General features: G+C 69.8%; 16 protein-coding genes. 6 read left to right on the forward strand and 10 right to left on the reverse strand.

The annotated features are described in order from the left end of the window. Nucleotides 1-14: 14 nt before the first annotated feature. Nucleotides 15-1,154: an iron uptake system protein EfeO gene (gene efeO / locus ACFYMC_RS01180; protein ID WP_388516885.1), complete on the reverse strand. Its 1,140-nt coding sequence runs from the start codon at nucleotides 1,152-1,154 to the stop codon at nucleotides 15-17. 337 nt (nucleotides 1,155-1,491) lie between these two features. Here efeO and ACFYMC_RS01185 point away from each other — a divergent pair, with 337 nt between their 5' ends. Beyond that, complete coding sequence (locus ACFYMC_RS01185) at nucleotides 1,492-2,184, forward strand: PhzF family phenazine biosynthesis protein (protein ID WP_388516886.1); 693 nt, start codon at nucleotides 1,492-1,494, stop codon at nucleotides 2,182-2,184. A 55-nt stretch (nucleotides 2,185-2,239) separates the two neighbouring features. Here ACFYMC_RS01185 and ACFYMC_RS01190 read toward each other — a convergent pair whose 3' ends face one another. After that, a complete protein-coding gene (locus ACFYMC_RS01190) occupies nucleotides 2,240-2,887 on the reverse strand; it encodes a heme oxygenase (biliverdin-producing) (protein ID WP_388516888.1) in 648 nt (215 codons plus the stop codon). Between the two features lie 173 nt (nucleotides 2,888-3,060). Further along, nucleotides 3,061-3,918: a type I methionyl aminopeptidase gene (gene map / locus ACFYMC_RS01195; RefSeq protein ID WP_388516891.1), complete on the reverse strand. Its 858-nt coding sequence runs from the start codon at nucleotides 3,916-3,918 to the stop codon at nucleotides 3,061-3,063. Between the two features lie 57 nt (nucleotides 3,919-3,975). Here map and ACFYMC_RS01200 point away from each other — a divergent pair, with 57 nt between their 5' ends. The 3 genes from ACFYMC_RS01200 (at nucleotide 3,976) to ACFYMC_RS01210 (ending at nucleotide 5,327) form a co-directional block, all read left to right on the forward strand. Next, nucleotides 3,976-4,218 carry a hypothetical protein gene (locus ACFYMC_RS01200; RefSeq protein ID WP_388516894.1) on the forward strand — a complete coding sequence of 81 codons (243 nt, stop codon included), beginning with the start codon at nucleotides 3,976-3,978 and terminating at the stop codon, nucleotides 4,216-4,218. Nucleotides 4,219-4,299: 81 nt separating this feature from the next. Then, on the forward strand, nucleotides 4,300-5,037 hold the full coding sequence (gene npdG / locus ACFYMC_RS01205) for an NADPH-dependent F420 reductase (protein WP_388516897.1): 738 nt from the start codon (nucleotides 4,300-4,302) through the stop codon (nucleotides 5,035-5,037). A gap of 98 nt (nucleotides 5,038-5,135) precedes the next feature. Next, on the forward strand, nucleotides 5,136-5,327 hold the full coding sequence (locus ACFYMC_RS01210) for a hypothetical protein (protein ID WP_388516900.1): 192 nt from the start codon (nucleotides 5,136-5,138) through the stop codon (nucleotides 5,325-5,327). Here ACFYMC_RS01210 and ACFYMC_RS01215 read toward each other — a convergent pair. After that, the gene (locus ACFYMC_RS01215) at nucleotides 5,320-6,120 is read right to left on the reverse strand and encodes a site-2 protease family protein (protein WP_388516903.1); all 801 of its coding nucleotides are present in this window, start codon (nucleotides 6,118-6,120) and stop codon (nucleotides 5,320-5,322) included. The two genes, ACFYMC_RS01210 and ACFYMC_RS01215, sit on opposite strands and share 8 nt — an antisense overlap. Before the next feature lie 144 nt (nucleotides 6,121-6,264). Further along, nucleotides 6,265-8,043: a C40 family peptidase gene (locus ACFYMC_RS01220; protein ID WP_388516905.1), complete on the reverse strand. Its 1,779-nt coding sequence runs from the start codon at nucleotides 8,041-8,043 to the stop codon at nucleotides 6,265-6,267. A 235-nt stretch (nucleotides 8,044-8,278) separates the two neighbouring features. On the opposite strand from ACFYMC_RS01220, the gene ACFYMC_RS01225 reads away from it, so the two are divergent. After that, entirely contained in the window at nucleotides 8,279-11,614 is a 3,336-nt protein-coding gene (locus ACFYMC_RS01225; protein WP_388516908.1) for a BTAD domain-containing putative transcriptional regulator, read from the forward strand. A gap of 72 nt (nucleotides 11,615-11,686) precedes the next feature. Here the strand turns inward: ACFYMC_RS01225 and ACFYMC_RS01230 are convergent, their stop codons facing one another. The 3 genes from ACFYMC_RS01230 to panB form a co-directional block, all read right to left on the reverse strand. Beyond that, entirely contained in the window at nucleotides 11,687-12,532 is an 846-nt protein-coding gene (locus tag ACFYMC_RS01230) for an ABC transporter permease (protein WP_388516910.1), read from the reverse strand. Beyond that, nucleotides 12,529-13,545, reverse strand: a complete 1,017-nt coding sequence (locus tag ACFYMC_RS01235; protein ID WP_388516913.1) for an ATP-binding cassette domain-containing protein — start codon at nucleotides 13,543-13,545, stop codon at nucleotides 12,529-12,531. The genes ACFYMC_RS01230 and ACFYMC_RS01235 overlap by 4 nt, the downstream gene beginning before the upstream one ends. Before the next feature lie 99 nt (nucleotides 13,546-13,644). Further along, entirely contained in the window at nucleotides 13,645-14,508 is an 864-nt protein-coding gene (gene panB / locus ACFYMC_RS01240; protein ID WP_388516915.1) for a 3-methyl-2-oxobutanoate hydroxymethyltransferase, read from the reverse strand. Nucleotides 14,509-14,864: 356 nt separating this feature from the next. Between panB and ACFYMC_RS01245 the strand changes: the two genes are divergently transcribed. Beyond that, nucleotides 14,865-15,890 carry an endonuclease/exonuclease/phosphatase family protein gene (locus ACFYMC_RS01245; RefSeq protein ID WP_388516918.1) on the forward strand — a complete coding sequence of 342 codons (1,026 nt, stop codon included), beginning with the start codon at nucleotides 14,865-14,867 and terminating at the stop codon, nucleotides 15,888-15,890. 70 nt (nucleotides 15,891-15,960) lie between these two features. Here ACFYMC_RS01245 and ACFYMC_RS01250 read toward each other — a convergent pair whose 3' ends face one another. Together ACFYMC_RS01250 and ACFYMC_RS01255 are read right to left on the reverse strand one after the other, a co-directional pair. Next, on the reverse strand, nucleotides 15,961-17,721 hold the full coding sequence (locus tag ACFYMC_RS01250) for an NAD+ synthase (protein ID WP_388516921.1): 1,761 nt from the start codon (nucleotides 17,719-17,721) through the stop codon (nucleotides 15,961-15,963). Between the two features lie 112 nt (nucleotides 17,722-17,833). Beyond that, entirely contained in the window at nucleotides 17,834-19,408 is a 1,575-nt protein-coding gene (locus tag ACFYMC_RS01255; RefSeq protein WP_388516923.1) for a multicopper oxidase family protein, read from the reverse strand. Between the last annotated feature and the right edge of the window lie 38 nt (nucleotides 19,409-19,446).

Genomic DNA, 19,446 nt, shown 5'->3' on the forward strand with positions numbered 1-19,446 from the left:
TCGACGAACGACGATTACTTGACGACTGCGGCGGCCAGCTTGGACAGCGGCTCCGCAAGGGCGTTGACCCCGTCCGACAGCTCCTTGCGCTGAGGCCCGGTGACCTTGTCGTAAGAGGTGAACACGTAGGTGCCGGGGGTCGTGCGGTACTTCTCCAGCAGGGCGTTCAACGCCGCGAACTGCTGGTCCAGGGTCTTGGTGAGCGCCGGGTCGTTCTTCGCGGCCACCGGCTTGAGCAGTTCGTAGGACTTCTGGGCGCCTTCGACATTGGCCTTGAAGTCGACCAGGTCGGTGTGGCTGTAGCGCTCCTCCTCGCCGGTGACCTTGCCGGTGGCGACCTCGTCGAGGAGCTCCTTGGCGCCGTTGGCCATCGAGGAGGGGGTGATCTCGGCCTGACCGACGCGCTTTTGCCAGTCGGCGAGGTCCATCACGAGGGTGTCAGCGAGCTTCTTCTCCGCGTCGCCGATCTTCTTGTCCTGCCACAGCGCCTTCTCCAGGCGGTGCCAGCCGGTCCACTCCTGTCCGGCCTCCAGACCGTCCTCGCGGAGGTCGACCTTCGGGTCGAGGTCACCGAAGGACTCGGCGACCGGCTCGGTGCGCTCCCAACCGATACGGGAATCCGCGTACGCCTTCTGGGCGGCCTCGACGTTGCCCGCCTTCACGGCGTCGGTGAAGACCTTCACCTTCGGCAGGGTCTGGTCCGCCTGCTGCTGGACGTACTGGCGGTAGGCGGCCACCGCGGCGTCCAGTTCGGGGCTGCGCTTGGTGGGCTTGCCGTCCCCGGTGGCCTTGACGGACTGGCGGATGCCCTCACCCTTCATGCCGGGCTTGCAGGCGATCTCGTAGTCGCCGGGCTTGATCTCGGCGGTGATGGTGGCCGAGGTGCCGGGGCCGATGTTCTCGCGCTCGGTGACGATGCGGTCATCCGGGAAGAGCACGTAGATCTCGGTCACCTTGGAACCCTTGTTCTCAACCGCGAGCTGCACCTTGCCGGCCGGGAACTCCTTGGTGGACACCTCACAGGAGGTGTCGGTGGCGGTGACCTTGATCGATCCTTCGCCCGCTCCGTCGCTCTTCTCGGCGCAGCCGGTGACGGCGGTCAGTGCGGCTGCCGCGGCGGTGGCCGTGACGAGGGAAAGACGGGCGGGGCGCATGGGGGCTCCTGGCAGGGTTCAGCAGGCCCTCTCGGGCTGTGGCGGGGCGATGAGGCGCACCTAACTTAACCGAGGCTTACCTCACTGCAACCCACTCCTACCGTGATGAGGGCAACAGCTTTGAGCCATTGGCTCCCCATGGCCACGGCCTCATCACGGCCCACCCATGGGAAGGGCATGGAAGGGTCAAGTAATGGTCAAGTCGATTTTCCGTCGTATGCGGCGGCGCCCTTCGAGGACCTGACCGTGCGCAGGAGCCTGGCCTGGCCTGGGCTGCCCACCTCCACGCGATCGCCCGCAGCTGCCCCGTGCGACGGGCTCGTGTTTCAATGCCCGCGTGAACCAACTCGACGTCCTCAGGGTGTTCTGCGCGGCCGACGGCCGGCACGGCAACAGGCTCGGCGTCGTGCGCGACGCCCGTGGATACCCGGACGAGGCTTCACGGCAGGCCCTCGCGGCCGAACTCGGCTACAGCGAGACCGTCTTCGTCGATGACCCCGAGCGCGGGGTCATCGACATCTTCGCCCCCGGCCTGCGGCTGCCCTTCGCCGGGCACCCGGTGGTGGGAGCCGCCTGGCTGCTGGACCTGGAGGAGCTCAACCCGGCAGTGGGCGAGGTCTGGGCGCGCTGTGACGGCGAGTTCACCTGGATCTCCGCCCGACCGGAATGGGCCGGAGGCCGGCGCACCGAGCAGTACGCGAGCGCCGCCGAAGTCGACGCCCTGCCCGTACCGCCGCCCGGTGAGGGCTGGTTGTACGCGTGGGCCTGGGAGGACGAGTCTGCGGGGCGGGTGCGGGCCCGGGCCTTCCCCCGCCGACACGGCTCCTGCGACGGCACCTGCGCGGGCGCGGCGGGAAACTGCCCCCGGGGGCCCGTGGAGGACGAGGCCACCGGATCCGCGGCGCTGGTGCTCACGGCCCAACTGAACCGAGCCCTCAACATCCGCCAGGGCGCGGGCTCCCAGATCCTCACCGCGCCCGCGCCCGACGGCTCGGTCGAACTTGGCGGCCGGGTGCGGTTCGACGCCTGAACGATCCGCCGAAGCTGACCCCGAGCCGTGCCGCGCCGGTCGGAGAGGAGTTCCTTCAGGCACTGCGGGGGAACTGCTCGCCCAACTCCCGGAACACTGCTCCGTTCATGGCGAAGGCCCGCCGGCATTCGTCGATGATGCGTTTGCGCTCCAGGTCGTCCGCCGGGATCGCGTCCAGCAGCTCCCGGTAGCGGCGTTTGAAGGCGGTCGGGCTGGTGACCTCCGCGAAGACGTAGAAGCGGACACCGTCTCCCTTGGGCGCGAAACCCCAGAAGCGTTCGACCCGGTCGCGGATGACCTGGCCCCCGGACAGGTCGCCGAGGTAGCGGGTGTAGTGGTGGGCGACGTATCCGCCCGGCCAGCTGTGGGCGCACCTGGTGACCCGCTGCGCGTAGGCGTCGGTGGACGGCAACGGCCGTGCGTCCTTGCGCCAGTGAGGCCCGAGCAGGTGCGCGAGGTCGTCTTCCAGGGCGGCCACGCGCATCAGTTCGGGCTGGATGAAGGGACCCGCGACCGGATCGTCCTGCAGGACCGCTGAGGCCCCTTCCAGCGCCCGGTACACGAACCAGAGTTGCTCGGTGTATCGAGCGTAGGCCTCGACGCCGAGTCGTCCACCGAGCAGGTCAGGCATGAAACCGGTGTTCGCCGCCCTGCTGTGTTGCTCCTGCGATGCCTCGCGGATGGCGCGGGAGAAGGCGTCCACGGCGGACCTCCGATGACCGGGGGAGGGAACCCTCGGGCATGCTGCGGCGACCCGCCGTCCCGACTGCCGGGGTGCGACCCGGCCGAGGCTTCCCGACTGCTCGTCGGTAAGACTCTACGGCCGGCGCGGCCACGCGGCACGCGCAGCGCCGAACGCGACCGCGTCGGCCCTGCTCAGGGCAGCGTGAGGATTTCGGTCCCCGTCTCCGTGACCACCAAGGTGTGCTCGAACTGCGCCGTTCGCTTGCGGTCCTTGGTGACCACCGTCCAACCGTCCTCCCACATGTCGTACTCATGGGTGCCCAAGGTCAGCATCGGCTCGATGGTGAAGGTCATCCCGGGCTTGATGACGGTGGTCGCGTGCGGGCTGTCGTAGTGGGGGATGACCAGACCGGAGTGGAAGGAGGTGTTGATGCCGTGACCGGTGAAGTCACGGACCACGCCGTAGCCGAAACGCTTGGCGTAGGACTCGATGACCCGGCCGATCACATTGATCTGGCGACCGGGCCGGACGGCCTTGATCGCCCGGTTGAGAGCCTCCCGCGTACGCTCCACCAGCAGCCGGGACTCCTCGTCCACCTCGCCGCACAGGTAGGTGGCGTTGTTGTCGCCGTGCACCCCACCGATGTACGCGGTGACGTCCAGGTTGACGATGTCGCCGTCCTGGAGCACCGTCGAGTCCGGGATCCCGTGGCAGATCACCTCGTTGATCGAGGCGCACAGGGACTTCGGGAAGCCCCGGTAGCCCAGGGTCGAGGGGTAGGCGCCGTGGTCACACATGTATGCGTGCGCGACCCGGTCCAGCTCGTCGGTGGTCACACCGGGCTTGACGAGCTTGGCCGCTTCCTCCATCGCCTGGGCGGCGATCCGGCCGGCGATCCGCATGAGCTCGATCGTTTCGGGGCTCTGCACCTCCGGCCCCTGGTACGGGGCGGGCGCCGGTTTCCCCACGTACTCGGGGCGCCGGATGTTTCCGGGGACGGAACGGGTGGGGGAGAGTTCCCCTGGGACGAGCAGCGACTGGCCAGACATGGGGCGAGTCTAACCAGCGCTCATCGGGCAAGCTGGCCTGGAAGGAAGGAGCCGACGATGGCCCTGTTCAAGAAGCGCCAAGTGGGAAAGCCGGGCGAGTGGTACTACTGCCTGGTCCACCAGAAGGTCGAAGAGGGGCCGGAGTGCCCCGCCAAGGACCGCTTCGGCCCGTACGCCACCCCCGAGGAGGCGCAGCACGCCATGCAGACCGCCCAGGAGCGCAATCTCGAATGGCAGAGCGACCCGCGGTGGAACGACGGCGCGGCGGGCTCCACCGACGGCTCCGACCGCACGGACTGACCCGGACCGCACGCCGGCCCGTCCGCCGCCGTGTGCGGACGGCTGGTGGAGGCCAGGTGACCGGCCAGTAAGGTCGGCCCCATGACTTCCACCGAGAGCGCACCGGCAGCACAGCAGACCCCGACGGCGGGCACCGCCAAGGCGCCCGCCCGGGACCCGTGGGACCTCCCGGACGTGTCCGGACTCGTCGTCGGCGTGTTGGGCGGCACCGGCGACCAAGGACGCGGCCTGGCCTACCGGCTGGCCCGGGCCGGGCAGAAGGTGATCATCGGTTCGAGGGCCGTCGAGCGGGCGCAGAGCGCAGCCTTGGAGCTCGGGCTGGGCATCGAGGGCGCCGACAACGCCGAGTGCGCCCGCCGTAGCGACATCGTGATCGTCGCCGTGCCCTGGGAGGGACACGCCAGGACCCTCCAGGCCCTGCGCAACGAGCTCGTCGGCAAGCTCGTCGTCGACTGTGTCAACCCGCTCGGCTTCGACAAGCAGGGCGCCTACGCCCTCAAGCCGGAGGAGGGCAGCGCCGCTCAGCAGGCAGCCGCACTCCTGCCCGACTCCCGGGTCACGGCAGCCTTCCACCATCTGTCGGCCGTCCTGCTCCAGGACGAGTCCCTCGACGCGATCGACACCGATGTGCTGGTGCTCGGGGAGTCCCGGGCCGATACCGACCTCGTCCAGGCGCTGGCCGGACGCATCCCCGGCATGCGTGGAGTCTTCGCGGGCCGGCTGCGGGGCGCCCACCAGGTCGAGGCGCTCGTCGCCAACCTGATCTCGGTCAATCGTCGTCACAAGGCGCACGCCGGGCTGCGCGTCACGGACATCTGAGACGCCCCGCGAAGGCGGCCCGGTCCGAGGCGCGGAAGGGCATGGGGGACACTGGGAGGGTTCGACCCCGCCACACCCTCCGATGGGAGCCGTCCCCCATGCCCCGCCTCGCCCTCTACGCCGTCGTCGTATGCGTCCTCGCTGTGGCCGCAGCCGTGGTCGCCTTCGTCGAGGGCAGTTTCCTCGGGATCATCTGGGTGCTGATGGCAGGTGTGTCCTCGAACATCGCCTGGTACTACCTGCGTAAGGCGAAGGCCGAGAAGCAGCGTGCCACCGGCCCGGTCAGCTGACCGAACAGTAGGGGTTCACGTCCTGCCAGAAGCGGTACAGGTCCCGCCCGCAGTAGGACTCCAGGTCCGAGATGCCGAGGGCGCGCAGAAGCCCGTACACCGCGTCGAAGAACACGGCGTTCACCTCCGGGATGAACAGCACCGCGAACACGGCGAGCAAGCCGAACGGGGCGAACGGTTCCACCTGGCGGCGCACCCCGTGGGACAGCCACGGCTCGATCACCCCGTAGCCGTCCAACCCCGGCACCGGCAGGAAGTTCAAGATCGCCGCAGTGATCTGGAGCAGCGCGAGGAACGCCAGAGCGAAGCGGAACGGCAGCGGTACTCCCGAGAGGGCGTGCAACCAGAACGGCGCCGTGCACACCACGGCGAACAGCACGTTGGTCAGCGGGCCCGCTGCGGAGATCAGGCTGTGCTTCCAGCGCCCTTGGATCCGACCCCGCTCGATGAAGACGGCACCGCCGGGCAGCCCGATGCCTCCCATGATCACGAACACCACCGGCAGCACGATGCTCAACAGCGCGTGCGTGTACTTCAGCGGGTTCAGCGTCAGATAGCCCTTCGCACCCACCGAGATGTCCCCGCTGTGCAGGGCGGTACGGGCGTGCGCGTACTCGTGCAGGCAGAGCGAGACGATCCATGCCGAAGTCACGAACAGGAACACGGCGAAGCCCGTGGCCGCCGCGAACTCGGTCCACACCGCCCACCCGGTGACGGCCATCACGGCGACGATCCCGAGGAAGACCGGGCTGATCCCGCGCTGCTCGCCCCGTGCCGTGGTCGCAGCAGTCAAGTCGCTGCACCTTCCCTCCGTGAGGGCGGGGTGAACCGGCCCGACGATCAGTCGCTCCGAGATTAGTCCATCCAGCTGGGCGGGCCGAAGGCGCACGGGTGGCGGTCCGGGCAGGACCACCACCCGTGCCTCGTGGGCGGGAGCTCAGAAGCGGCGGATCACCCGCAGGCCGTCCGAGTACAGCTGACCCTTCGCATCCAGCACCGACCTCGCCCCCAGGTCGGCCATCGTGGGTCCGTTGGGTGTCTTGCGGCTGGACGCGAAGCGTCGGTTTCCGTACTGGTCCCGGCCCAGGTAGATGCCGACGTGGTCGACGCTGTCCGGCTTCCTCGCGTCCTTGTCGGCATCGAAGAAGACGAGGTCTCCCGGACGAAGCCCGTCCAGGGCCGGGGGTGCCTGCACCTGCCCGCCTTCCACGGGCACGTGCGAGGGCCCGGCCACCACCACCCCCGGGCCCCTCCCGGCCTGAGCAGCCGAGGTCCGCGGCAGGTTGAGGCCGTCGTAGTCCCTGAAGTTGACCATGGGTAGGCCCATGTGGTGGCCGTAGACCATCCGGACGTAGCCCGAGCAGTCCAGGTGCCTGGTCCGGTGGACCGCGGGGTCCGGTGCGGCGTTGTCGGGGTTGGTGGCGGTCTCGCCGTTGGGGAACGACCAGGCGGTCAGGCCCATGTACCCCCAGAAGTCACTGCCTTCCAGACGCGTGCCGTTCCCCGAGACCAGGTCGAACGGACCGTAGCCCGACTCGCCCAGGACCGGGAGGCCACGCGCGGGGTCTGTGATCGTTTCTGCCCCGGGCAGGAACATCGCCGCGAAAGCCAGCGCGTCGGGTGAGGTGTCCGCCCCCCAACCTCGCAACCGCTGTTCCAGGTCAGCCGTCAAGGTGCCGTCGAAGGGTGCTTCCAGCAGTCGCACCCACTGGTCATGGGTGACTTCCGGAGCATTCCCCCACCGGCCGTCGGCTTGGAAGTAGTGGACCAGAACCCTCGTCGGCAGCGCCGTGCTCCCGCCGTTGGCGAGGACGCGGATGCCGATCTGGCCTGTGGTGAGGCTGTGGTCCACGGCGGTGCGTTGCCAAGTGGTGGGTTGTGAAGTCCCGTCCCTCCAGGCTCGGCAACGAAGGGTGCCGCCCTCCCGCTGGAGACGCAGGTGCCAGAGGTCGAGTGGGGTGAAGTCGCTGCCCACACCCAGCTGCCCGGAGTCCAACGGCGTGGTGGTTCCCTGAACCTCCTTCTCCAGTGTGAGCTTGACCTCACCCGTGGTGAGGAAGCTGATCCGGGCGCGGTAGTTGTTGTCCGCATCGTCGTAGGCGCAGGTGAGGCCGACCGAGATCGCGTCCCCCTCCGGCATCCTGTCGATCGTGAACGCGGCGCTGACGTCGACGTCGGCCACGTCGTCGTCCATGAGCGTGGCGAACCGGCTCCTGGCGCTCCTGTGGAGCACGGCTGCTCCGAGCCCACCTTCGATGTCGAACTCCACCGCGCCGTCCGTGGGTACTTTCCACCGGCCGCCGCCGGGGGAACTGCCCCAGCCGTTCGTCGCACGGTCGAAGGTGTCCTTGAACTGCTTCTTCTGCTCGCTGAACGTCCGCTCCATGCCCGTGACCGTGACGGTCCTGGCTCCCTCGGTGAGCATGGCCAACGGTCCCATAGCGTCCGAGACCTCGTAGGTGGCCGGCGTCCCCGATCCGAGCCGCTTCAGGGAGAGCGGCCCGCCCAGGCCGGTGCGGAAGTACATGGCACGGTTGAGGCTCTGGCGCGTCACCAGCATCGAGGTCGGTGACGGCGCCTCGGCCGCTGTCAGGGCGACGGACTGCGCGGCGTCCGCGCCAGGTGCTGTCCGGGTGACCGCCGAAGCGAGAAGCGGTGTCGACGCGACTCCCGCGAAAGCGGCGGCGAGCGCGGTACGACGACTTACAGGTGCCACTGATCCCCCCAGTGATCTTTATCGTGTCACACCATCATGCAAGTCCGCTGTCCGAAAGCGAGTCCGTTCCGGTCGGCGGGCTTCACCAAGCGGTCCGGACAAGTAAGTGGAGTGATTGCCTCCCGGCCACTCGCGCAGCCGCACGGGCCGCAGGGGCGGGTGCCCGCTCCGGCGCGTGGCCACGGATCGAGAGCACCGGAGCCGATCTACGCGTGGGAGCGGCGACAATGGGCCGGTGCGTTACGGGATTCTTGGCACCGCTCAGGCACTTCAAGAGGACGGCACGGCCGTCGCCCTCGGCGGGGCGCGGCTGCGCGCCCTGCTCACCGCGCTCGCGCTGCGTCCGGGCAGGCCGGTGAGCACAGGCGTCCTGGTGGACGAGGTCTGGGGCGCAGACCCGCCCGCCGATGCGTCCGGAGCACTCCAAGCCCTGGTGGGCAGGTTGCGACGGAGCCTGGGGCGGACCGCCATCGCCTCAGGGGAGGGCAGCTACCGACTGGTCGCCGACCGCGGGGACGTGGACGTCTACCGCTTCGAACGGCTTGTCGACGAAGCCGCCGCCGCGTTGGCCGGCGGTGACCCGGCGCTCGCCGTCGACCTGTACACCGAGGCCCTCGCCCAGTGGCGAGGGCCGGCATGCTCCGACCTGCCCGGCCGAGCCGGCGACACGGCCCGCTGGGAGGCCGAGCGCCGAGTTGCCCGTCGAGGTCGTCTGGGCGCCCGATTCGCCCTCGGCGAGGCGGAGGAACTCCTGCCCGAACTGGCCGCCCTCTGCCGTGAGCACCCCTTGGACGAACCACTCCAGGCCTTGCGGATGCGCGCCCTGCGGGCTGCCGGTAGACCTGCCGAGGCACTCCAGGCCTACGAGGCCGTACGTCATGACCTCGCCCACCAGCTCGGCACCGACCCCGGCCCGGAACTGGTCTGCCTGCACGCCGAACTACTGAACCCGACGAGGCTCACGCCGACCCCTGAGCGCGCCCGGGCCACGCCGGAGGGTGCTGCCCGCCCCGAGGGGGCTCGCAGACCCTCCGGGAACCTGCGGGCTCGACTGACCACCTTCGTCGGTCGGGAGACGGACATCACCGCCATCGGTGAGGACCTCCGGCGGGCCCGGCTGGTGACCCTGCTGGGACCCGGCGGCGCGGGCAAGACCCGGCTCTGCCAGGAGGCCGCCGAAACCGTCGCCGCAGCCGGCGTGAGCGAGCGCTGGCCCGACGGGGTGTGGTTGGTCGAACTCGCCCCCGTGGACGACCCCGATGACGTGCCCGAGGCCGTGCTCAGCGCCCTGGGCGCCCGGGAGACGAAGCTGCGCGGTGCCGCCGCCGAAGAGTTGCGGGTGATGACCGACCGTGCCGGCGACAACCCGGTGGCCCGCCTCATGGAGCACTGTGCGCGACGGCGGATGCTTCTGCTGCTGGACAACTGCGAGCACGTGGTCACGGCCGCCGCGCACCTCGCCGAGGAGCTGCTGGCCCGGTGCCCGGGCGTGCAGGTCCTGGCCACCAGCAGGGAGCCCCTGGGCGTGGCCGGTGAGTCGCTTCGCCCGGTCGAGCCCCTTCCCGCCCCGATGGCCCTGCAACTGCTCGCCGACCGCGGTGCGGCTGCCCGCCCCGGTTTCACGGTGGCGGGGGACCCTGATGCCGCGGCTGAGATCTGTCGTCGCCTGGACGGTCTACCCCTGGCCATCGAACTTGCCGCCGCCCGGTTGCGCCTTTTGACGGCCCGACAGATCGCCGATCGGCTTGACGACCGCTTCCGCTTGTTGACCAGCGGCAGTCGGACGGCACTGCCACGCCAACAGACCCTGCGGGCCGTGGTGGACTGGTCCTGGGACCTGCTGGACAAGTCCGAACGGGCGGTCCTCGGGAGGCTCTCGGTCTTCGCGGGTGGTTGCGACCTCGCCGCCGCGGAGGAGGTCTGCGCTGGCCCCCTGGACGCCGAGGCCCTCGACGTGCCCGACGTCCTTGGCTCCCTGGTCGACAGGTCCCTGGTCGTTGCCGCCCCCGATGGTTCGGGGCAGATGCGCTACCGGCTGTTGGAGACGGTCGCCGAGTATGCCGCCGAACGTCTTGCCACCAACCCGGGGGACCATGAGGCCGCCGAACGGCGGCACCTGGTCTACTACCGGGAACTCGCCCGGGCCAACGAGCCGTTGTTGCGCGGCCCGACCCAGCGCACGGCCAACGTCCGCATGGAGACCGAGTACGAGAACCTGCGGACGGCCATGCGCCGGGCAGCTGCCGCGGGCGACGAACAGGAGATGCTGTGCTTCGTGCACTGCCTCGCCTGGTACTGGAACCTGCGCGAACTGCGCACGGAGTCCCGCCATTGGTCCGAGGCCGCGGCGGCCCTCGGACCCGACCCCTTCGCAGCGCCGATTGAGCCCGCGTTGCCGGTGTACGAGCAGGTGGTTGACCAACCGCCGCCGTACACGGGTGAATTGTTGGTAGAGGCCCGTCGAGGCGTGCGGTTGGTCCAGGTGGCTTCTCGGGACCAGACCTACGACAGCTGGAGGTCACCCGAGGCGCGCACGCTCATCGAGGGCATCCTCGCCACCTACCGTCCGGGGCTTCCCCAGCTGTGTCGTGCGCCGGGCGGCCTGTGGATCTTCGTGGTGATGATCGCCGGAGACCAGGACTTCCTCCAGCGCGTCATCGACGCCACCATCGACACGGCCCGGGAGCTCGGCTACGACTGGGATCTCGCCAATGCGCTCCAGATCCGTGCCAACGTGCTGGCCAACCGTACGGAATGGGGTGGTGACGCCACCCGGGACGCCGAGGAGAGTCTGGAGATCTACCGCCGTCTCGCCGACGACTGGGGCGCGGCGGAGGCGCTGTCGGCTCGTGGTGAGGCCCACGAGAGGCGCGGCGAGTTCACCGAGGCGGTGGCGGACTTCCGGGAGGCCATCGAGTACGCCCATCGACTGGGCGCCGAATCCCAGGTGACGCTGCTACGGGTGCGCCTTGCGGGTGTGCTCGGGGAGTCGGGTCAGGCGGAGGACGCCCTGGAGATCCTCCAGGAGGTGGTGGACAGCGACATGGGCCCGAACAGCGAAGCGATGCCGCCTGCTCGAATGTTCCTGGCCATGTGGCTGGGCCGGGCCGGCCGCATCGCCGAAGCGCGTGAGCAACTCATCGTCCTGCGTGAGGAGTTCGCCTTCGGCGCCTATGCCATCTTCGACTGCTTTGTGCTGGGCACTCTGGCCTGGCTCGACAATCTGCAGGGCCGGTACTCCGAGGCCCTGACGTTGGTCCGGGAGGCCCTGGAGAAGTCCAAGGACCCGCTGGCCCAGCTGATGGCCCCGCAGATGTCGGCGCACTACCTGATGACGGCGGCCGGATCGTACGCCGCCCTCGGCGGTACGGAACGGGCGCTGCGGGCCGCCCGCCTGTTGGGCGCCCAGCGGCACCTCCTGCCGGTGGGCCACTTCGAAGTCGCCATGGAGCGCGACAGTCGCCAGTGGGCGGAGGAACTGTCCCGTGCCGTCCTCGGGGAGGCCGCTTTCGAAGCCGCCCGCGCCGAGGGCGGCGGCCTCACCCTGGAGGAAGCCACCGCCCTGGTCTGACGCGGTCTGCGCGACGCGATCCGCGAGGCACGGGCCTCTCGGCCCCGTACCCCTCCGGCGGGGCCGGCGGGATCAGGTCTTCTTGCGGAACTTCGAGACCGCCAGCGGCGCTGTGACCACCGTGATCGCCAGCGACCATCCCAGCGTCATCCACACGGAGTGGGCCACGGCTCCACCGTTGATCAGGTTGCGGGCCGCGTCAGCGAGGTTGGAGAGCGGGTTGTAGTCCGTGAAGGACTGCAACCAGCCCGGCATGGTCGACGGCGGGGCGAAGATCGAGCTGCCGAACTGCAGGGGCATCAGCACCAGCATCGCCATGCCCTGCACGGCCTGTGGCGTCTTCATGGTCAGACCGAGCAGGATGAATATCCAGGTCAGTGAGGCACCAAAGACCATGGACAGGCCGACGGCGGCGAACAGGTGCACCACCGAGGTCTCGATGGAGAGTCCTAGGAGGAATCCCATGCCGAGCAGGATGGCGATGGCGACCATCATCCGGCCGATCTCGACAATGATCTTCGCGATGAGCACCGAGGAGCGGGCGATCGGCATGGACCGGAAGCGGTCCATCACGCCCTTCTTGAAGTCGTCGTTGACCCCCGTGCCCACCGCCATGGCGATGTTCATGCCCATCATCGCCATCAGGCCCGGGATGACGTAGTTGACGTAGACCTCTTGGTTGCCGTTCCCGGAGATGGCACCGCCGAAAACGAAGACGAACAGCAAGGTGAAGATGACCGGCATCAACACGGCGTCGAACATCGACTCCGGGTCCTGCTTGATCTGGAGGGCGTTGCGGCGTACCAGCGCACCGATGTGGCGCAGGTTGGCGCGCACCCCGATCCGTCCCTCACTGGAGGGTGTCGGGCCGGGCGGGGGCGTCGTAGCAGGGGTCTTGGTCATCGTTGCCGTGCTCATGCCGCAACCTCCGTCACTTCGTCTTCGGCCGCGGTGGAGGAGGACTTCTGGCCGGTGATGGCCAGGAACACCTCGTCCAGACTGGGCAGGTGGGTCCCGAGGTCCGCGATGGCGTACCCGCGGGCGCCGAGGAGGCCGACCACTGCGGTCAACTGCTCGTCGGACAGGATCGGCACGTACAGCAGGCCCTCGTCGGGCACCGCCTGCGAGCCGGCGACACCGTCCAGACCGGCCTCCGCCAGGGCGCGGGCCATATCGGGAAGGGTGTTCGGATCGGTCGGCCGGATCTTGAGCGTGCGCCCGCCGACCTTCGCCTTCAGCTCGTCCACCTTGCCCTTGGCGATCACCTTGCCGCGGTCGATGACCGTCAACTCGCTCGCCAACTGCTCGGCTTCCTCCATGTACTGGGTGGTGAGCAGCACGGTCACCCCCTCGGCCACCATCCGGTGCACCTCGTCCCACACCTCGTTGCGGGTGCGCGGGTCCAGGCCGGTGGTCGGTTCGTCCAGGTACAGCACTGAGGGGTGGCCGATCATCGAGGCGGCCAGGTCCAGCCGCCGGCGCATGCCGCCGGAGTACTGCATGGCGGGCCGCCTACCGGCCTCGGTGAGGGAGAACCGCTCCAGCATCTCGTCGGCGCGTTTGCGGGCGTCGCTGCGGGACAGGTCCAGCAGCCGCCCGATCATGTACAGGTTCTCCCAGCCGGAGAGCTTCTCGTCGACCGAGGCGTACTGGCCGGTCAGGCCTATGGTGCGGCGCAGCTGGCGGGGCTGGCGGACCACGTCGAAGCCAGCCACGGTGGCGGTGCCCGAGTCCGGCACGATCAAGGTGGAAAGGCAACGCACGAGAGTGGTCTTGCCGGCGCCGTTGGGCCCGAGGACCCCGAGCACCGTGCCCTCCCGGACGTCGAGGTCTACGCCGTCGAGGGCCTTGGTCTCCCCGTAGTGCTTGACCAGCCCCCGCACCTCCACGGCGTGGCCGCCCTGCCCGGGGCTCTTGTCGAATCGCGTCATGCCCCTAGGAGAGCAGAAGCCACTGACATCGGGCCGACAGTGAGCCGACAGCGAACCGACGGCCCGACGGCAGCGTGCCGGCGGGCCGTCGGCCGGGGGTCAGTGGAAGCTGTGCTCGTCCTGCGGGAAGGAGGCGCCGACCACGTCCTGGAGGAAGGCCTTGGCGGCGTCCCCCATGGTCTGGCGCAGGTTCGCGTACTGCTTGACGAACCGCGGCAGCTTGCCCGGGGTGAGGCCCATCATGTCGGTCCAGACCAGGACCTGGGCATCACAGCCCGCACCCGCGCCGATGCCCACGGTCGGGATGTGCAGGGAGCGGGTGACCTCGGCGGCCAGTTCCGCCGGGACCAACTCCAGGACCACCGCGAAGGCGCCTGCGTCCTGTGCGGCCTTCGCGTCCTTCAGCAGTTGGTGCGCGGCCTCGTCGCCGCGGCCCTGGACCCGGTAGCCCATGGCGTTCACGGACTGCGGGGTCAGCCCCAGGTGTGACATGACGGGGATGCCCGACTGCACGATCAGCTCGGTCTGCGGTAGCGAGCGCTCGCCGCCCTCCAGCTTGACGGCGCCCACACCGGCCTCCTTGACCAGACGGGTGGCACTGCGCAGAGCCTGTACCGGACCTTCCTGGTAGGAACCGAAGGGCAGGTCGCCCACGACCAGTGCCCGGCTGGTCCCCCGCACCACGGCTGCCGACAACAGGGTCATCTCGTCGAGTGTGACCGGAACGGTGGTGTCGTACCCCAGGTGGCAGTTGCCCATCGAGTCGCCGACCAGGATGACCGGAATCCCGGATTCGTCGAAGACGGAGGCGGTCATCGCGTCGTAGGCGGTGAGCATGGGCCACCTCTCGCCGCGCTCCTTGGCGGCGGCCAGATCACGGATGGTGATCCGGCGGTGGGTCTTGCCCCCGTAGAGGGAGGGCTGGCCGGTGGTCTCGCGCGCAGGCGAAACGGCATGCGTCATTGCAACGGCTCCTTGTGTCATCTCGAGGCACCCTCACGGCGTCCCCGGACTTACCTCCATGGTGGCACCCCGCCCCGGGAGCGCGAAAGTGGGAGGCGCCGAGCGAGGGGGAACCCGGATGCGTCGCCCGTCCTCAGGCGGGCCCGACACGCCTCCTCGGTCAGCGGCCGGCTCCTGTGGAATATGCGCATTTGGTTACAGGTGCCCAGGTGCGGGCCGCAGGAGGAACCCGGCGCTCCGCTCCATCGTCATCGTGGCAGTAGGGCCGTCCGGTACGGCATGGATCTGTCCCCGTCATCGCCTAGGGTCAAGGGGCGGCAGCGGGTGGGCAACGAGCAGGTAGCGAGGGTAGCGGCATGACGCAGGCGTACATGGCGGAGACGGGGCACGGCGGCTCGGAGCCCGAGCACTCCGGGTCCCGACTCCGGCGCCTGGTGGCCGAACTCCGCAACGACCCGGGGATCTGGCGCCGCGGGATCGTCCTGGCGGCGCTTGCCCTCGTCATCACCTTGGTGATGGTCTTCCACGCCGAACTCCCCAACCGGGTGGGCAACCTGGGCAGTCTCACCGAGACGTTCCTGCCCTGGCTGGGCCTGTCGGTGCCGGTGCTGCTCGGGGCGGCGCTGTGGCGCCGCTCGGCGACCGCTCTGATCGCCGTGCTACTGCCGGCGTTCGTCTGGCTCAACCTGTTCGGAGGTCTGGTCAGCGACAAATCGAGGGACGGCGGCAACCTCGTCCTGGCCACCCACAACGTCAATGCCGAGAACCCCGATCCGGCCGGCACCGCGCGTCAGGTCGCAGAGTCCGGCGCCGACGTCCTCGCCCTGACCGAGCTCAAGGCGAGCCGGGTCTCGGCCTACGCCTCGGTGCTGGCGGGCACGTACAAGTACCACGCGGTCGAGGGCACGGTGGGCATCTGGAGCAAGTTCCCGCTGAGCGGTACCCGCCCCGTGGACATCAAGATGGGCTGGACGCGGGCGATGCGTTCAGTGGTGGAGACCGAACACGGTCAGGTGGCCGTGTACGTGGCCCATCTCCCCTCCGTCCGAGTCAAGTTGAAGGCCGGCTTCACCGCCAACCAGCGGGACAACAGTGCCGACGCCCTCGGCCATGCCATCGTCGAGGAGCCGCTTTCCAATGTGGTCCTGCTCGGTGACCTCAACGGCACCATGAACGACCGGGCGCTGTCCCCGGTCACCTCACAGATGCGTTCCACCCAGGGTGCGGCCGGCGATGGGTTCGGCTTCAGCTGGCCCGCCTCGTTCCCGATGGCACGGATCGATCAGATCATGGTCAAGGGGGTCAAGCCGGAGCGCTCCTGGACCCTGCCGCGCACCGGCAGCGACCACCTGCCCATCGCGGCCCGGGTGACCGTCTCCTGAAGATCGCCGGTGCGGTGTGGCGTGGTGCCGTCGGCCGGTGCCCCGACCAGTGCCGGGGCACCGACCCGAATCAGTGGGCCGGTCGTTCCCGCCAGCCGTTGGTGATCGGCAGCCTGCGGTCCTTCCCGAAGCCCTTGGCGGAGATCTTGGTGCCCGGTGGGTACTGGCGCCTCTTGTACTCGGCGGTGTCCACCATGCGCAGCGTCCTGGCGACCAACTCCGCTTCATAGCCGGCCTCGACGATGGCCTCCAGCCCCTGGTCACGGTCCACGTAGAGGGCCAGGACGGCGTCGAGCACCTCGTAGTCGGGCAGCGAGTCGGTGTCGACCTGTCCGGGCCGCAGTTCGGCACTGGGCGGTTTGGTGATCGAGTTCTCCGGGATGGGAGGTACCTGGCCGCGCTCCTGCGCGGCACGGTTGCGCCAACGGGCCAAGCGGAAGACGTCCGACTTGTAGACGTCCTTGATCGGCCCGTAGGCGCCGACCGAGTCGCCGTACAAGGTCGAATAGCCCACGGCCAGTTCCGACTTGTTGCCCGGGGCCAGCACGATGTGGCCCTCCTGGTTCGACAGGGCCATCAGCAGCGTGCCGCGCAGCCGTGACTGGAGGTTCTCCTCGGCCAGCCCGGTCAGTCCGAGCGACCCCATGTACGCATCGAACATCGGCTCGATGGGCACGGTGCGGAACTTCAGTCCGGTGCGTCGGGCCAAGTCCGCCGCGTCGCTCCTGGAGTGCGGCGAGGAGTACTTCGATGGCATGGAGACCCCGTGCACGTGCTGCGCGCCGAGGGCGTCGCAGGCGAGGGCCGCCACCAGTGCCGAGTCGATGCCTCCGGAGAGACCGATGAGCACCGAGGAGAAGCCGTTCTTGTGGACGTAGGCGCGCAGACCGACCACGAGCGCCGAGTAGATCTCCTCGTCGTCCTCCAGCCGGTCCGCGAAACCGCCCCGGACTTCCGGTTCGTAGCTCGGCAGCGGATCCTCGGTGAGGGTCACCCGCTCGATCCGCAGCCCGTCCTCGACCACTGCCGGGGGCGCCTCGGGGGCAGCCGCCGGCAGGTCCAGGTCGACCAGCATGCACCCCTCGCTGAACTGCGGTGCGCGGGCCAGGACTTCCCCGTCCGCATCGACCACGATCGAATCGCCGTCGAAGACCAACTCGTCCTGACCGCCGGTGGCCGCCACGTAGGCGAGGGTGCAGCCGGCCTCCTGGGCCCGTTTGCGGACCAGCTCCAGCCGCAGGTCGTCCTTGTTGCGTTCGTACGGTGAGGCGTTGATCGACACCAGCAGTCCGGCACCGGCGGAACGGGTCGCCGGAACCCGGCCGCCCTCCTGCCAGAGGTCCTCACAGATCGCGAGCGCCACGTCCACGCCGTGGATGCGGACCACGGGCAGGGTGTCGCCCGCGACGAAGTAGCGGAACTCGTCGAAGACGCCGTAGTTGGGCAGGTGGTGCTTGGCGCAGCGCAGCACCACCTCGCCGCGGAAGAGGACCGCGGCGGCGTTCTCCGGGGCGCCCGCGGGGCGCCCGAGCCGGGGCTGTGCCCGCTCCGCGCGGTCGAGGTAGCCCACGATGACGGGGAGCTCGCCGAGGCCCTCCTCGGACAGCCGGCTGGCCAGCGATCGCAACGCCGTGCGGGAGGCCTCGACGAAGGAGGCGCGCAGGGCGAGGTCCTCCACGGGGTAGCCGGTGAGCGCCATCTCGGGGAAGGCCACCAGGTGGGCGCCCTGCTCGGCGGCGTGCCGGGTCCAGTGCAGCACTGCCTCGGCATTGGCCGAGAGCGAGCCGACGGTGGAGTCGATCTGATTCAGGGCGAGGCGTAGTTGAGGCACCCGCCCAGTCTAATCGTCTTTCTGACGCGATGTCCTGGGTGGGTAGCTGTGGCCCACCCCACCCCCGCCGTGGCAGAGCGCTCGGGGCGGGGGCGCGGCGGGCGGAGCGGACCTACTCGAGGTAGCCGAGGACGGCCATCATGCCGGCCTCCGCGTGGTAGACGTTGTGGCAGTGGATCATCCACTGACCGGGGTTGTCGGCATCGAAGTCGACCGCGAGCGTTCCCTTCGGCAGAACCAGCGCGGTGTCCTTACGGGCCCCGCCGGACGTCCCCGCCAGCGCGAAGGTGTGACCGTGCAGGTGCAGCGGGTGCCACATGGCCGTCGTGTTGGAGAAGACCAGCCGCACGCGTTCGCCCGCCCGCACTCCGTAGCGGTGCCCGGGGGAGTACGGCCGGCCGTCGAAGGCCCAGTCGTACCTCGCCATCGAGCCGGTGAGGCGGATCCGGATGACCCGGTCCGGCGTCCGCCGGCCCAGTGCCGCGCCCGGCGCCGCCTTCAGGGCGTCCGCCCCCGCGACCCGGCCGGCGAGCTCCCGCGGCCGGACGTCCGCCGCCGGTGCGCGGCCCTCGCCGGTCCGCAGCACCGCCAGGCCGGCAGCCCCCTTGCCCTCCGCCACTGCGGTCAGCGGGAACACGCCGTCCCGCGCGGTGACCAGGACGTCGTAGCGTTCGCCCATGCCGATCAACAGGGCATCGCTCTCCCGGTGCTCCACCGGGAAGCCGTCGGTGTGCGTCACCGTCAGCGAATGGCCGCCGAGCGCCACCCGGAACGCGGTGTCGCCGCCCACGTTGACGATCCGCAGCCGGATGCGGTCTCCGGGACGGGCCCGGAACTCCTCGGGCGCATCCGCCGAGCGGCCGTTGACGAGGTAGTACGGGTACGCCACGTCGCCCGCGTCGCCGCCCAGGAGCTCGCTCTCGGCCCCCATCAGCATGTGGGAGCTGCCGGAACCGGCGCTGCCGTGCCCGGAGTGTGCACCGCCGTGCTCCAGCATCCCCTGCCGCAACTCGGCGAGCACCGCGTCCGGCGTGGAACCGGCCACGCCGTCCAACCAGTCGTCGAGGACCAGTACCCACTCCTTGTCGTAGCTGAGCGGCTCGCGGGGGTCTTCCACGATCAGGGGGGCGTACAGGCCCCGGTCGCGTTGGGTGCCCGAGTGCGGGTGGAACCAGTAGGTCCCCGGATGCGGCGCCGTGAAGCGGTACGCGAAGGAGCCGCCCGGTCGGATTCCCCGCTGCGTGATGCCGGGCACCCCGTCCATGTCGTTGCGCAGCGCCAGACCGTGCCAGTGCGCCGATGTGTCCTCGGGCAGGTGGTTGGCGAGGGTGACGGCCAGGGTCTCGCCGGCGGTGACCCGGATCTCGGGCCCCGGCAGCTGGTCTCCGTACGCCCAGGTGCGCACCGTGCGACCGGCACCGAGGTCAATGGTCGCGGCGGTCGCGGTCAGCCGCACCGCACGCTCCCGCCCGCCGCGCCGAGCCGCCTCGGCGGCCCGCACCTTGGGGCCATCAGGGGTGAGGTAGCCGCGGGGAGTGAAAGGCGCGCCGCCGTGTCCGGGAACCTGGGGGCCGGGGTTCGGATCGGTCGTGGAACAGGCGCCGAGCAGTGCGGAGCCGGTCGCGGCAGCGGCGAGCCCGAGGACGTTGCGCCGGGTGTGGGTGATGTCGCCAAAAAGAGAGCGCATGGAAGCACCTCGTGGTGTGAAAGGTGTGATCGGTGGAC

Source organism: Streptomyces sp. NPDC006879, assembly GCF_042869595.1.
Taxonomy (GTDB): domain Bacteria; phylum Actinomycetota; class Actinomycetes; order Streptomycetales; family Streptomycetaceae; genus Streptomyces.

Coding starts and splice junctions, on each gene's coding strand:
- npdG (WP_388516897.1), top strand. CDS start 4,300: ATGACTTCCACCGAGAGCGCACCGGCAGCACAGCAGACCCCGACGGCG.
- ACFYMC_RS01230 (WP_388516910.1), bottom strand. CDS start 12,532: ATGAGCACGGCAACGATGACCAAGACCCCTGCTACGACGCCCCCGCCC.
- ACFYMC_RS01255 (WP_388516923.1), bottom strand. CDS start 19,408: ATGCGCTCTCTTTTTGGCGACATCACCCACACCCGGCGCAACGTCCTC.
- panB (WP_388516915.1), bottom strand. CDS start 14,508: ATGACGCATGCCGTTTCGCCTGCGCGCGAGACCACCGGCCAGCCCTCC.
- map (WP_388516891.1), bottom strand. CDS start 3,918: ATGTCTGGCCAGTCGCTGCTCGTCCCAGGGGAACTCTCCCCCACCCGT.
- ACFYMC_RS01200 (WP_388516894.1), top strand. CDS start 3,976: ATGGCCCTGTTCAAGAAGCGCCAAGTGGGAAAGCCGGGCGAGTGGTAC.
- ACFYMC_RS01235 (WP_388516913.1), bottom strand. CDS start 13,545: ATGACGCGATTCGACAAGAGCCCCGGGCAGGGCGGCCACGCCGTGGAG.
- ACFYMC_RS01210 (WP_388516900.1), top strand. CDS start 5,136: ATGCCCCGCCTCGCCCTCTACGCCGTCGTCGTATGCGTCCTCGCTGTG.
- ACFYMC_RS01245 (WP_388516918.1), top strand. CDS start 14,865: ATGACGCAGGCGTACATGGCGGAGACGGGGCACGGCGGCTCGGAGCCC.
- efeO (WP_388516885.1), bottom strand. CDS start 1,154: ATGCGCCCCGCCCGTCTTTCCCTCGTCACGGCCACCGCCGCGGCAGCC.